Annotated in this window: 14 protein-coding genes and 2 riboswitches; of the genes, 5 read left to right on the top strand and 9 right to left on the bottom strand. The window is 45.8% G+C overall.

The window, feature by feature from the left end; all coding sequences use genetic code 11:
• Nucleotides 1-116 precede the first annotated feature (116 nt).
• Entirely contained in the window at nucleotides 117-887 is a 771-nt protein-coding gene (locus ACFQ0N_RS18015; protein ID WP_379328587.1) for an ANT(4')-I family aminoglycoside nucleotidyltransferase, read from the top strand.
• A 796-nt stretch (nucleotides 888-1,683) separates the two neighbouring features.
• Here ACFQ0N_RS18015 and ACFQ0N_RS18020 read toward each other — a convergent pair.
• Entirely contained in the window at nucleotides 1,684-2,154 is a 471-nt protein-coding gene (locus ACFQ0N_RS18020; protein WP_379328645.1) for an SRPBCC family protein, read from the bottom strand.
• Nucleotides 2,155-2,282: 128 nt separating this feature from the next.
• On the bottom strand, nucleotides 2,283-2,618 hold the full coding sequence (locus ACFQ0N_RS18025) for a winged helix-turn-helix transcriptional regulator (RefSeq protein WP_379328589.1): 336 nt from the start codon (nucleotides 2,616-2,618) through the stop codon (nucleotides 2,283-2,285).
• Between the two features lie 184 nt (nucleotides 2,619-2,802).
• On the opposite strand from ACFQ0N_RS18025, the gene ACFQ0N_RS18030 reads away from it, so the two are divergent.
• Nucleotides 2,803-3,525, top strand: coding sequence for a DsbA family oxidoreductase (locus ACFQ0N_RS18030; protein WP_379328594.1), 723 nt, complete (start codon nucleotides 2,803-2,805; stop codon nucleotides 3,523-3,525).
• Nucleotides 3,525-4,550, top strand: a complete 1,026-nt coding sequence (locus ACFQ0N_RS18035) for an LLM class flavin-dependent oxidoreductase (protein ID WP_379328647.1) — start codon at nucleotides 3,525-3,527, stop codon at nucleotides 4,548-4,550. Before ACFQ0N_RS18030 ends, ACFQ0N_RS18035 begins: the two co-directional genes overlap by 1 nt.
• A 57-nt stretch (nucleotides 4,551-4,607) precedes the next feature.
• Here the strand turns inward: ACFQ0N_RS18035 and thiE are convergent, their stop codons facing one another.
• The 4 genes from thiE to ACFQ0N_RS18055 all read right to left on the bottom strand — a co-directional run bounded on the left by thiE (nucleotide 4,608) and on the right by ACFQ0N_RS18055 (nucleotide 9,064).
• A complete protein-coding gene (gene thiE / locus ACFQ0N_RS18040) occupies nucleotides 4,608-5,249 on the bottom strand; it encodes a thiamine phosphate synthase (RefSeq protein ID WP_379328597.1) in 642 nt (213 codons plus the stop codon).
• Nucleotides 5,239-6,069 (bottom strand): hydroxyethylthiazole kinase, encoded by an 831-nt coding sequence (gene thiM, locus ACFQ0N_RS18045; RefSeq protein WP_379328599.1) that lies wholly within the window; start codon nucleotides 6,067-6,069, stop codon nucleotides 5,239-5,241. The genes thiE and thiM overlap by 11 nt, the downstream gene beginning before the upstream one ends.
• A complete protein-coding gene (gene thiD, locus ACFQ0N_RS18050) occupies nucleotides 6,059-6,880 on the bottom strand; it encodes a bifunctional hydroxymethylpyrimidine kinase/phosphomethylpyrimidine kinase (protein ID WP_379328601.1) in 822 nt (273 codons plus the stop codon). The genes thiM and thiD overlap by 11 nt, the downstream gene beginning before the upstream one ends.
• Before the next feature lie 75 nt (nucleotides 6,881-6,955).
• Nucleotides 6,956-7,055: riboswitch (TPP riboswitch) on the bottom strand.
• 91 nt (nucleotides 7,056-7,146) lie between these two features.
• A riboswitch (TPP riboswitch) is annotated at nucleotides 7,147-7,247 on the bottom strand.
• Between the two features lie 248 nt (nucleotides 7,248-7,495).
• A complete protein-coding gene (locus tag ACFQ0N_RS18055) occupies nucleotides 7,496-9,064 on the bottom strand; it encodes a hypothetical protein (protein ID WP_379328603.1) in 1,569 nt (522 codons plus the stop codon).
• A 669-nt stretch (nucleotides 9,065-9,733) separates the two neighbouring features.
• On the opposite strand from ACFQ0N_RS18055, the gene ACFQ0N_RS18060 reads away from it, so the two are divergent.
• Both ACFQ0N_RS18060 and ACFQ0N_RS18065 read left to right on the top strand, forming a co-directional pair.
• On the top strand, nucleotides 9,734-10,012 hold the full coding sequence (locus ACFQ0N_RS18060; RefSeq protein WP_379328649.1) for an ArsR/SmtB family transcription factor: 279 nt from the start codon (nucleotides 9,734-9,736) through the stop codon (nucleotides 10,010-10,012).
• A 110-nt stretch (nucleotides 10,013-10,122) separates the two neighbouring features.
• Nucleotides 10,123-10,506 (top strand): VOC family protein, encoded by a 384-nt coding sequence (locus ACFQ0N_RS18065; protein ID WP_379328605.1) that lies wholly within the window; start codon nucleotides 10,123-10,125, stop codon nucleotides 10,504-10,506.
• A gap of 180 nt (nucleotides 10,507-10,686) precedes the next feature.
• Here ACFQ0N_RS18065 and ACFQ0N_RS18070 read toward each other — a convergent pair whose 3' ends face one another.
• From ACFQ0N_RS18070 to ACFQ0N_RS18080, 3 genes are all read right to left on the bottom strand, one after another.
• Entirely contained in the window at nucleotides 10,687-10,938 is a 252-nt protein-coding gene (locus tag ACFQ0N_RS18070; RefSeq protein ID WP_379328607.1) for a hypothetical protein, read from the bottom strand.
• 79 nt (nucleotides 10,939-11,017) lie between these two features.
• Entirely contained in the window at nucleotides 11,018-11,497 is a 480-nt protein-coding gene (locus ACFQ0N_RS18075; RefSeq protein WP_379328609.1) for a LysR family transcriptional regulator substrate-binding protein, read from the bottom strand.
• Nucleotides 11,498-11,714: 217 nt separating this feature from the next.
• On the bottom strand, nucleotides 11,715-12,110 hold a 396-nt coding region (locus tag ACFQ0N_RS18080; RefSeq protein ID WP_379328611.1), incomplete at its 5' end, for an integrase core domain-containing protein.

The following is a 12,110-nucleotide window of genomic DNA, read 5'->3' on the forward strand; positions in this document are numbered from 1 at the left end:
AAAGGAGTTCTCATGCATCCAAAAAAAGTCCCCCGTTAATCCCGTGGTCCTCCATTCATTTGTTTGTGTCAACTCAACCCAAATATATATATAGATCCCAAGGGAGATGCACACAAATGAACATGAACGGACCTGTAAAAGTTTCCAAAAGCGAAAGACTTCAAACCTGTCAAGAAATTGCTGCGCGACTACATGAAGTATACAAAGGAAATATTTTGGCCATAGGGGTTTATGGATCTGTTTCCCGCGGAACAGACGGCCCTTTTTCGGACATTGAGATGTTTTGTGTACTTGAGGAATCAAATAAAAACGTAGATTTTAGTTATGAATGGTCTGCGGGACCATGGAAAGCTGAAGTGAATGTACTTAGCGCAAACGTCATTCTGGAAACAGCCGCTACTGTTGAAGACGATTGGTCGCTGACACATGGTCCATTCTTTGCGCCGCTGAGTCTTTATGATCCCAAGAACTTCTTTTCAACGCTAAAAGAAGCGGCAGAATCACCAACGAGGGAAGAGTTCACGCAGGCCATCAACGGGATTCTTGTGGGTGAAATGTACGAATTTATTGGGAAACTAAGAAATATAAGTGTAAACGGCCCGCAAACCTATTTGCCTTACTTGGCCATGCAATTCGTCCAATACGGCGCCATGTTGGTCGGGTTACACAATCAAAAACTTTACTCGACCGGTGCCATGGTCATACCTGAATCTTTGGAACTGCCGAATCGTCCGGCAGGGTACGATAATATTGCCAGACTAGTCATGTCTGGAGATTTGACAGAACGAGCGAGAATCATTTCCGCTTGCGAAGATTTCTGGAATGGCCTCGTAGCTTGGGCAGATGAACATAAATACACCATTCATTCAGAAAGAATTCCTTTTTGATGATGAAGAAGAAACGGCTGACGCCGTCCTATGGCATGTGTTACCGGCAATCGAAGGTCAAGGGGGGGAGCCACGTTTCATCTAACGGAGGCCACAGACGTTATATCGCCAATAACCCCGCATTTTTAAATCTAACGGATGTGAGCGATCTTAATGGGGCGTTTTTGGGCGAAATCGGCCTCCTCCTCAGCAAATAGCGGCGCACAGTTCCGTTACAATTTCAGATCGGTGGAATTTGCGAAAATAGCGGCCTTGACTTCCGTTAGCATTCGTTCATCATGGACGGAAGCGGACCGGAGCGGACCAGTGGATCCGTTATCTGTGAACAAACCTGCCAAAACGGCTTCCTCCGGACCTTAGATCCGTTATTGGTCTCAAAACGCTACGAAAACCCGGCAAAACCAGCAAATAACGGATCCTATTGTCCGCGAAACCTTTGAATTGGTCGGTATTCGACAAAATAGCGGATCGTGTGTCCACTTGGCTAAGAAAACACTTTAGTGGCCCCTGGCAAACCCGCTAACGAACCTGACAAACCTTATTCGGCTCAAAATGGGGCCTTGTGGACTGTAATGAATCTACCGATCGTTATTCACCGAAAATTGGCCGCTTTCCCGCCTTTTTTCCTCCATTAACGTGTGTCTGGTTCGTTACACGCTGAGCAAGCCGATTTATTGGCCAATAGAGTGTCTCAGGTTCGTTAGCCCCACCGTCAGCGTAGTGATGATGCCGCGCAGTAGTATGGGCTAGCGACTAACTTCATTTTATGTAGTTATTAGCGTAGGGAAACAAGCTCTCAGACGGACATCTTCTGCAATTGCGCTTCGAGCCGGTCAAGATTTTGCTCGTTGGCTGGTAATGCGATTTTCTTGATGGCGTTGAATACGGCAGCGTTTTCGAAAAGCTGGCGCCAAGTCAGTCTGGTTTTGCCGCCAAAATCCTCGAAGGTTGCCGTGAGCTGAAAATGGGGTGTGCAAAGATGCCGCAGCACGATCCGTTCAGGCCCAATTTCGACAAATTCGCTTTTGTTGGGATAATCGACTCCGTTTGGTCCGTGCATTACAAACTCCCATATCCCTCCCGGCCGTAAATCAAATTCGTGAAAAGTGTTCGTAAACCCGTTCGGACCCCACCACTGTGCCAAAAGCTCGGGTTTTGTCCAGGCTTCGTAAACGAGAGCAAGGGATGCATTTATCACCCGCGTTGTTACCAATTCGTATTCTTCCTCTGCGTTTATTTCGTTGTTTGCCGCACGTTTTTCCGTCATGCCCATTCCTCCTTGTATGCTGCGCATCTGTTTACCGGTAACTATATGATAAAACATGACGTTACGTCACGTGCAAGTGTTAAAATGAAGTTGTCCTTGCCAAAAGTACTTAATATTCCTCCCGGTACTTACGATCCAGATTGGCTCCGCACATACTTCGCGCCCCATTCGTCCAACATGACGAGCACCGGCAGCAGTTCCCGGGCGATCGGCGTAAGTGTATATTCCACCTTGGGCGGAACTTGCCTGTACACTTCGCGATGAATGAGACCACCCTTCTCCAGATCCCGGAGCTGCTGCGTAAGCATCGATTGCGTCACGCCCGGGATCGCCCGCTGCAGCTCGCTGAATCTGCGGGCATCGTCCCGCAATTGCCATAAAATTATTATTTTCCATTTTCCCGATATTAAGTTTTGGGCCAACGTAATCGGACATGCTATACATGTATCGTCAATAGATGCCATAAATGATAATTACCCCTTTCTATATTCGAATTCCTTTAGTACTAAAAAACATACTACCTATCAAAAAACGTAGTACTTGTAATAATCGAAGTGTTGAACTAATCTTATATCATTCCGATTGAAAAGGAAATATCAAAGCAAAGCAAATCACATCATTATCCGATAAAAATTGGAGGCGAAAGTGTTGAAAGTTGAAATATGGTCCGATTTTGTATGCCCCTTCTGTTATATCGGCAAACGCCGGTTCGAAGCCGCGCTGCAGCAGTTTTCGAACAAAGGAGCGGTTGAAGTTGTATTTAAAAGTTTTGAACTCGATCCTAATGCAAAGCGAGACGGCAATCCGAGCGTATATGACATGCTTGCTGCCAAATATGGCATGAGCCGCGAGCAAGCGATCGCCAACACAAACAATCTTGCACAGCAGGCAAAAGCGCTCGGGCTCGACTATTATTTTGATCGCACGATCCTGACCAACACATTTGACGCTCACCGTCTGACGCATTTTGCCGCAACGAAAGGAAAGCTCGCCGAGATGACGGAACGATTGTTGAAAGCTCATTTTACCGATACGCTTCATATTGGCCATCAAGACACTTTAGCCGATTTGGCCGCGGAGATCGGCCTTGATCGCGACGAAGCTCTCCGCGTTCTGACTAGCAGCGACTACGCGAATGAAGTACGTGCTGATGAAGAGGAAGCCAGACGGATCGGCGTCAAGGGCGTTCCGTCCTTCGTCATTAACAGAAAATATGCCATATCCGGCGCACAGCCGAGTGAAGTATTTTTGGAGGGCTTGCAAAAAGCGTGGGAAGAAGACCACCCGCTAACCGTACTCGGCGGTTCTGCCGAAGGTGCGGTATGTACGGACGAAGGTTGTGCGATTCCCGGAAAAGAGAGTCAATCATGATGATCAAGTTAGGTGTTCTGGATCAAGTATTTGTCAGTGAGGGCGGGACTGCCGCAGACGGATTGCGACAGTCGACCCGTCTTGTTCAGGCAGCAGAATCACTTGGTTACTACCGCTTCTGGATATCAGAACATCATGCTACGCCTGCGCTCGCTTTCTCCAGCCCGGAAGTGCTGATCCCACATCTGGCTGCCGCAACGTCACGCATTCGCGTCGGATCGGGCGGCATTATGCTCCCGCATTACAGCGCGTATAAAGTTGCGGAAAACTTCCGGCTGCTGGAGGCGCTCCATCCCGGACGCATCGATCTTGGCTTGGGACGCGCCCCGGGCGGCATGCCGCTTGCAACGAAAGCGTTGCAGCAGGATAAATTTGTTGATGTGAACAAATATCCTCAACAGGTACTGGATATTATCGGTTACTTCCATAACGCGATGCCTGTGGGCCACCCATTCGAGAAGTTGTTGGCCTCCCCTGACATTCCGACGGCGCCGGAAATTTGGCTGCTCGGTTCAAGTGGTGAAAGTGCGAGGATTGCCGCAAAACTGGGAACTTCATATGCATTCGCAGAATTTTTCGGTACGCCGGGAGGCGAAGAGGCGACCCAGTATTACAATGGGCATTTCGAGCCGAACCCGGTACTGGAAGATCAACCGCGCTCGATGATCGCCACAATTGCCATTTGCGCCGATACGGAAGAAGAAGCGGACCGATTGGCAAAAAGCAGCGATTTATTGTTCCTTGGCATTGCTACTGGCAGGGAGATGCCATTTCTGCCTTCCGTGCAAACAGCCGCGGCTTATCCGTATACGGAAATGGATTTAATGCACATCCGGCAAACTCGAAAGCGACGAGTAGTCGGCACTCCTGCCCAAGTGAAAGAACAGTTGCTTCGAATGGCGGCGGACTACAACGTTGGTGAAATTCTCATCAATAGCCCGATCCATGACGAGAAGGCGCGAATTCGCTCATACGAGCTGATTGCGGATACGTTCGGGATGACCGGGAAAAATAGTAACCTCTAGTAGTCGTCGAATACATCAAAAGAAAAGGACCTGCTCATGCGGGTCCCTCTTATCCTATTATAATTTGGAATCAATCCCCAGAAACAAACCCTTCAGCTTGGCAGCCGCGAGTGTTATATCGTCCTCGGAAATGACAGCGGAAACCACCGCAATTCCATCTATCCCTGTATTCGAAAATAAGGGGATGGTGTTTTTGTTTATGCCGCCAATCACCACGACTGGCAATTGAATCGCCTTTCTTATTTCTCTTAATTCTTCCATAGCTACCAGTTCAGCGTCTGTTTTTGTGCCTGTCGCAAACATAGCGCCAACGCCGAGATAATCGGCACCGTCTTTCTCGGCTTGAAGAGCTTCCGCAAGACTGGATGCGGATACGCCGAGGATTTTGTCCTCTCCAATGATTTTTCGCACAATTTTAGCGGGCAAATCACTTTGTCCGATATGTACGCCGTCAGCTCCTACCGCCAAAGCGATGTCCACACGGTCATTGATGATGAGTGGAATATTGAAATGATTAGTAATCGCTAATACTTTCACTGCAGTATGATAAAAATCCAATGAGGATAATTTCTTCTCACGTAATTGAACCAGCGTACACCCGCCTAAAATCGCTTGTTCTACTGCCTGTTCCAACGCATCCGTACTCATCAGGCTGCTGTCCGTAACCAAATAAAGGCTGTAATCCAGCTCAGGCTTCATATACTTTAGCCCCTTTGTGTATCGTTTGGGCGCTTATTTTGCTTATTTCATCTATGAGAGCTGTACGGTAGCTGCCGTTTCCTTTTTGACCAGCATTTTCATAAGCATGTTCCCCTGCAATCCCCGTACACAAAAGACCGGCGACTGCCGCCATACGGTAATCCCCTGTGCTGCCGCAGAAAGAAGCGATAAGGGACGTGCACATACATCCTGTGCCGGTTATGGAGCCGAGCATTGGATGCCCATTCTCAATACAAATGACTGTTTTGCCATCGGATACGATATCAGTTTCTCCGGTAATGGCGACCGTACAGTTATATTGAGCCGCCAAGCCGCTTGCAATATCTATGCCGCTTTGCAGACTGTTCTCCAAGTCCGCTTCGGAAGCGTCCACTCCTTTCGTTGTTGCTTGGAGTCCGGCGATATAACGAATTTCAGACATATTGCCGCGAATGACGCTGAATTGCAGCCGTTCGAGCATCATCCTAACCGTCTGATTGCGGAAATTCGACGCGCCCGCGCCCACCGGGTCCAAAACGACGGGTATGCTCATTTCATTTGCTTTTTCCCCCGCGGCAAGCATAGATTCTATTGTTCTTTTATTTAAAGTCCCTATATTCAACACAAGCGCGGAGGATATTGCAGTAATTTCAGCCGCTTCCTCGATATCATCAGCCATGATGGGAGAAGCGCCGATTGCAAGCGTAACATTTGCGCAGTCGTTTACTGTCACATAATTGGTAAGATGGTGAACCAAAGGCTTGGTTTGCCGGACGTTGCTCAATAAACCGCTGATGTTTAAGGTTAAGTTATTGTCCATTGATCTCAGGCCCTTTCTTTAATCCATTGTTGTAAAGCTCATAAAAATGATGAGTCGGGCCGTTGCCCTTTCCGATGGACAAGGAATGCTGAATAGCGATTGTGATATATTCCTTCGCCCTATGTACCGCTTCCTGTAATCCATACCCCAATGCGAGGTTGGATGCAATAGCGGATGAATAGGTGCAGCCTGTGCCATGCGTATTTTTTGTCTCTATACGCTGTGCGTCGAACGAATAAAATTGTTCCCCGTCGAACAAGATATCCAGCGCGTTTCCTGCAGCATGACCGCCTTTTACAAGGACATTTTTACAGCCCATTTTATAAATCGCTGCGGCCGATTTTTTCATATCTTCGACATTGTTAATTTGTATGCCGGCGATTTTCTCTGCTTCTGGAATATTAGGAGTAAGAAGGTCAGCTAACGGAATAACCGTTTGGATCATTGTGTCTATTGCGTCGGGGTTCATAAGCGGACAGCCGTTTTTCGCATACATAACAGGATCAATTACAACATTGGCGGGAGCGTATTGTTTGAGCCTTCCTGCAACTGCATTCATGCAATCCGGCTGTGAGAGCATACCAATTTTCACTGCATCTACATCAATATCCTCGAAAACAGCATCGATTTGTTTTTCAATCATATCGGGCCTGACATCCTGAATGTCAATGACGCGGCTCGTATTTTCGGCTACTACTGAAGCAATGACACTCATGCCAAAAACGCCATGAGCCGAGAAAGTTTTTAAGTCGGCTTGAATGCCAGCGCCTCCGCTGCAATCCGAACCGGCAATCGTTAATACTTTTTTCATGCTTGCCACTCCCATTCTGTTAAATGTATAAAATAAAAAAACCTTGTCCTATTTCTGACAAGGGTAAAATAACACGGTCAATTGTTATTTGCTTCCCTACGTCAGTCTTAACTAACAGGTTCAAAGGGTCAGGTTTTAACCTTCTCAACCGCGAACAGTCCCCCCGCAAACGATAAGCCATATTCAGTTTTAGCAGCACACTGCAGTTAATATAAAAATAGAGCGCTCTCTCGATTCGTAGAAAGCGCTCTAACCATATACATAGAAAGATGTAATGATTCGCTTCCCTACGTTGGTCTTAACCAACAGGTTCAAAGGGTCAGGTTTTAACCTTCTCAACTACAAAGTAGTCCCCCCGCAAATTAGTATCATTAAAACATAAGCTTTTCAAAAAGTCAAATTTAGCGTTTGTTGCCAAGCTTGATCCCACGAGTAGCCTCCTTTTATAAAACTGTTATGATTCCATACGCGCCCTTTAAGTTTCGGTAGTCGTTGGTCATCATCGAGATACATGCAGCCATCCCCTTGTAATAATTGTTTAAACTCATGTTCAAAAGTATTGAATTTTTTCGGTCATCTACAAACCAATACGGCTAGACTTGACTGGTCGAACCATCACAAAAGATATGTTTTTAGCAAATCTCGATTATTCAACACAGCCTTGCAAAGCTTGTTCACGTTCACTTCTTGCGCTTTAATTGAAAGGATGGCAAGAACGACATTCGACAATCTTGAGTGATCAAAATGCTGTATAATATCATCCCATGCTTTTTTATGAATATAAAAATATCGATTTCGTGCAGCAAGCAACCGGATTTTCTCATTTGTTTTCATTTCTTGAAAACGGGCAAACTGTTGCTGGTCACTTTCCAATTCCGTTTTCACATAATCCTTCAATTTCGTAAGAGCTTCCAGCAGCAGTGGATGAATCGCGTCACCCTTTTCCCACAATAGCAAATCATCAAAATCTGTGATCACGTTCGTGGGGGCAGATACCACATGCTCCACCGACTCTTCTTTGTTCCACGATTGAAACTCGCGCCATAGCTCAGCCTTTTCTTCCCGGATGCCGCGCTCTTTCTCCAACAACGCCTCTATATCGCATGTATGACCAAGTTTATATCGTAACATAGCAACCATATCTGAAAAAGACAAACCCGATTTCACACGTTCCTGAACCCCTGCGATTTGCAACAAAATCTTTCCAAACAAAGAAGGGATCGTCTCCGGTTTCTCACTATGTGGATGATTGATCGACGTCCGCACGAATTCATCCAGGCTATCCTCCTCTGTTCCCCATTCCATTGACAGTACCGTTTCTATGAAATCGGCCGGATCAAATCTGCAACCATGTGGTTCAAGCACACAGATATCGCATGCCTCTTCCAGGCTGTAACCCTGGTTCAAATAAGCGGCAAGCGAGCTTCGAAATCCGACCATATTGACATCGAATTGCTTAAACCGTTCCGTAAAGTAAGCCGAAATCACTTCCGCTCTGAATTGTTTTCTTGCAAAGTCCCCCAGCGCCGAGTTCTTTTCTTGCAAGGTCAATTCCATCAAAGCTTTCAATGCAGCAATCTCATCGTGCAACACTCTTTTTATTCTGTTCAGCAGCTTCGCGTTATCGGCCCGATCCATCAGCTCGATTGGTTTTTTTAGTTTCGAATTTGCCCATTCCACCGCTTTATATATTTGACTAAAGGACACATCGCCAAAGACAATCGCATGCCCCGGAAATCGGCTTTCAATCAGACAGGCGATCGCCAGCACAGGGATGTGATACGGAAGGCCTTGTGTTTTGGATTCAAACACCTCGACATCATCCACTTCACTATCGTCCAAATCTTCGCTGATTAACGAAATAAGGATATCATCACATTGACCTCTCCCGCTGCTTTGTTTCCTGTAATACTGCAAATCCCTGATCAGCTTAAACGATTCGGCAGTCTGCATGGAATCGGCATCCCCGAACACATGCCATCCAACCGGACAACCCTCGGACTCCAACACCCGTTCTTTCGCGCGATCGACATACATCCAGTCACATCCATACGTCTTCCGGTCAACAATCCTGTCCAGAAACGGGTATGCCTTGATGAGCTCGAGCGATTCCTTGTAAACGCTTTCCCATTCTGCGCTTTCTATCTTGTTTGGCATAATACGAAGATGAATGGAAATCCCCATGTGACTCCCCCCTCTTAATCTACATGCAAGAAGAAACGGCTGACGACGTCCTTGAAGCGAGGCAAGTTTCTTCCCGTTATATTTTATAGCATTTATCAAGTGAAACTTATAAATTCTATAAAATCAAGAAAAGCTCTTAAGATCCAGATTTCGCATCTTAAGAGCTAATTATTATGAAGTGACCATTCCCCTACACCAGCATATTAAATTAATCATACTACACTCAAATGAAATAGGCAAGAGATGGTAGTGTTATCACGGGGCAATCGCATATGGACCTATAAATTCTTCCATCGTTTTTCCTTGTCAGCACATTTCCAGCTTGCTTTGCCAATCTTGCCCCCATCAACTCCTCATGTAGAAGCTGGTGCTTGAATTAGACACATTTGAAGACACATTTTAAAACGGATAGGACTTGACTAACGGATTCAAAAATTGAAACTGAACTAGACTGATACCAAAAGCGAAGCTAGCGGAGAAAAAGCAAAATACGCGGCGCGTCATTATGTAACTGACAATGGAAATCGTGGTATAGTATGAATGAGGACTGGAGATGATGGCGATGGAATTGCTTGACCCCCGATGATTGCAAGATACGGTTCCTTTATCAAGCAACTCTACAGTTGCTTATACTTGACAAGCAACCGTAGAGTTGCTTATACTCGATATATGAATTGGGACAAAGACGCTATATTCAAAGCACTTGGCGACTCGACTCGGCGGCTTATATTAGACGAACTATCCGAACGCAACGAGCTGACGTTGTATGAGCTTACAGTACGTCTCATTATGAAGCACGACCTTTCCATTTCGCGACAAGCGATAGCTAAACATCTTTCTGTATTGGAAGATGCAGGACTCGTAATATCAAGACGAAAGGGAAAATATCGAGTAGTTATATTCAACAACGAACCACTTAAAAATTTGCTGAAAGGATGGATTGAGTAATTTTATAAAATCGGAACAGTACTACTGACGAATGTATGAGTTGTTTTGCTTGCAGCCAGATTGTTCGTACAGCACCATGCGTTACAAATATCAAAGGAGGCAAAAACAGTATGAAAATTATTGTTACCAGTCTATTCGTACAAGATCAAGACAAGGCACTGGAGTTTTATTCAGAAAAGCTGGGGTTTATAAAAAAGGCGGACGTTCCTGTCGGAGAATTTAGGTGGATAACGCTTGTTTCTCCCGATGATCAAGACGGTACCGAGCTTTTGCTCGAACCGAATGACCATCCTGCCGCAAAGGAGTATCAAAAGAAGATATTTGCCGATGGCATCCCGGCAACAATGTTTGGCGTTGCAGATATTCGCAAAGAGTACAACCGATTAATGGAAAAAGGCGTGAAGTTTACTATGGAACCGACAGAAATGGGCGGAGTCACAATAGCTGTCTTCGACGATACATGCGGCAACCTTATTCAGATCGTGCAGAAGTAACTTCATGACGAAGTTTGAAGCGCTGATTTTTTGCGCTTCATGGATGGCTAACGGGGGCGTTAGTTTGAGATTCCAGCACTAGGAAATTGAAAAATCTGAAAACAAGAAAGCAATATAAAACCCTGATTCTTCTGCTTAGTGTAGAAAAATCAGGGTTTAACTTCCCAAAAAAAGTGAACTTTAGATTCTTCCTTTATCGTCGGCCTTCGGCTGCTGTTGAAGCCTTATCTCATTAACCCGTTGTTCGTACCGCTCGCGAATCTTCGGTAGTGCCTCCTCGCGTGCCTGTTTAATCCTTTCCTCCGCTAGACGATCGAACCTCTCTTTCATCTCCGGACTGACCTTATAGACATTCGTCGCTATGACCTCGCTTGTTTCAAACACGATTTTCCCTTTTTCCAGAACCTTCTTCTCTTTGTCCAAGTGCGACATGTTCTCACGCCTCCTTCGTTTTGGTTAACTCTACATGGGCTTCCTAAAACTACTTTCCGGTCGACTTCTTATTTGAGTTTCATTTTAGCATGTCGATAAATTCCTTCAACGAATGAGATATCCATTTCTTCGGGTGAATCACCATTTGTAGATCCAACCGAATGTCAGGATGGGTAAATGGAAGAACTGCCAGCTCCCCTCTGCGTACCTCCTCCTCAACTACGATTTGGGGCAGAAGAGAAATACCCGAACTTGCCATCACACATCTTTTTATGGCTTCCGGGTTGCCTAATTCCAAGCCAATTCGATATATTACCCTTTTTGCGCGCAGCACTTTTTCTAGCATAATGCGATAATTGCAGCTATCCTCAGTCATAATCCATTCGAAACCATTTAAATGGCTCAATTCTACTTTGCGAAGTGATGATAATGGATGGTCAGGACTGGCGACGAGAACCAAGGGCTCCTCTCTGATTGTTTGCCATTTAAGTGTTGAATCGGACGGGCTGCTTTCGAGTATCAATCCAATATCCACAGCGCCTTCCTTGATTTTATTCACAATAATGTCTTCTCGGTCTGGATACAGCCGAATATAGTGCTACAAGATGTCAAGACAGTTTTTTTAGATTTTTAAGATGTGAAATCATTCACAATGTTTGGTTCCTTGCCCCGAAGGGGCGGGCAGTTGGTTATTCAGAATTGGGAATTCTGGTCGAAACTGCTGTGAATTAGATTGTCCACAGGTGGAGGACGTAGCCCAAGCGAAGGCGCGGGAGCTATGTTTTTTTCTTTGTTCGTTCACATGTGGACAACAGAATAATGTTTCGGTTGTATACAGTGGCCGGCGTATGGTTTTGCAGAGACTGATGCGGCAAATAGTGATTGTGCAAATGGATGTATCGTTCTACACCCTGTCTCAACTCTCGAGGACTGTTGTAGTCGTTGATATAGACCTCGTTGTATTTCAGACTGCGCCAGAAGCGCTCAATGACGATGTTGTCCTTGGCACGCCCTTTGCCATCCATGCTAATCCGAACCTCGTTCCCTTTCAACAGATCGATATACTTTGGACTCGTAAAATGGCTACCTTGGTCACTGTTGATGATTCCCGGTTTACGCCGCCCCAGCGCCCGTTTCGTGGTCTTGAGTACGAACTCGATTTCAAGGCTCTG

The organism is Paenibacillus sp. GCM10027626 (assembly GCF_042676285.1).
In the GTDB taxonomy this organism is placed as follows: Bacteria; Bacillota; Bacilli; order Paenibacillales; family Paenibacillaceae; genus Paenibacillus_Z.

What these genes read in the sequence shown, in the direction of transcription:
- ACFQ0N_RS18015 (WP_379328587.1), top strand. Translation starts at nt 117, where the DNA reads ATGAACATGAACGGACCTGTAAAAGTTTCCAAAAGCGAAAGACTTCAA.
- ACFQ0N_RS18020 (WP_379328645.1), bottom strand. Translation starts at nt 2,154, where the DNA reads ATGACGGAAAAACGTGCGGCAAACAACGAAATAAACGCAGAGGAAGAA.
- ACFQ0N_RS18025 (WP_379328589.1), bottom strand. Translation starts at nt 2,618, where the DNA reads ATGGCATCTATTGACGATACATGTATAGCATGTCCGATTACGTTGGCC.
- ACFQ0N_RS18035 (WP_379328647.1), top strand. Translation starts at nt 3,525, where the DNA reads ATGATCAAGTTAGGTGTTCTGGATCAAGTATTTGTCAGTGAGGGCGGG.
- thiE (WP_379328597.1), bottom strand. Translation starts at nt 5,249, where the DNA reads ATGAAGCCTGAGCTGGATTACAGCCTTTATTTGGTTACGGACAGCAGC.
- thiM (WP_379328599.1), bottom strand. Translation starts at nt 6,069, where the DNA reads ATGGACAATAACTTAACCTTAAACATCAGCGGTTTATTGAGCAACGTC.
- thiD (WP_379328601.1), bottom strand. Translation starts at nt 6,880, where the DNA reads ATGAAAAAAGTATTAACGATTGCCGGTTCGGATTGCAGCGGAGGCGCT.
- ACFQ0N_RS18055 (WP_379328603.1), bottom strand. Translation starts at nt 9,064, where the DNA reads ATGGGGATTTCCATTCATCTTCGTATTATGCCAAACAAGATAGAAAGC.
- ACFQ0N_RS18060 (WP_379328649.1), top strand. Translation starts at nt 9,734, where the DNA reads ATGAATTGGGACAAAGACGCTATATTCAAAGCACTTGGCGACTCGACT.
- ACFQ0N_RS18065 (WP_379328605.1), top strand. Translation starts at nt 10,123, where the DNA reads ATGAAAATTATTGTTACCAGTCTATTCGTACAAGATCAAGACAAGGCA.
- ACFQ0N_RS18070 (WP_379328607.1), bottom strand. Translation starts at nt 10,938, where the DNA reads ATGTCGCACTTGGACAAAGAGAAGAAGGTTCTGGAAAAAGGGAAAATC.